Here is a 468-nt window from a genome sequence, read left to right on the forward strand (position 1 = left end):
GAAGTGAACTTCGAGTACATCAACTCGGAAGTGAACCCGGCCATGGCCAACATCGTCGGGCCGAGCGAAGCCATTGTGGTGTCGACGTTCCACATCGAACTCGATGGCGGTGGCGGCGACCTGCACGTGACCATGCCGTACTCGATGATCGAGCCGGTGCGCGAGATGCTCGATGCCGGCTTCCAGTCGGACCTCGACGATCAGGACGAGCGCTGGATCAACGCCTTGCGCCAGGACGTGCTGGACGTCGACGTACCGATCGGTGCCACCGTTGCCCGCCGCCAGCTGCGCCTTCGCGACATCCTGCACATGCAGCCCGGCGACGTGATCCCGGTCGAGATGCCGGAAGAAATGATCATGCGCGCCAACGGCGTGCCGGCCTTCAAGGTCAAGATGGGCTCGCACAAAGGCAACCTCGCGTTGCAAGTGATCGAGCCGATCGAGCGCCGCTGACCGGCGCTCGTACCC

The 468-nt window shown here is 63.7% G+C and carries 1 protein-coding gene; it reads left to right on the forward strand.

Features of this window, described 5'->3' with window-relative positions; all coding sequences use genetic code 11:
- On the forward strand, positions 1 to 453 hold a 453-nt coding region (locus tag AC1DF0_RS32210), incomplete at its 5' end, for a FliM/FliN family flagellar motor switch protein (protein WP_477577643.1).
- Between the last annotated feature and the right edge of the window lie 15 nt (positions 454 to 468).

The organism is Paenibacillus sp. 05T425, assembly GCF_056396205.1.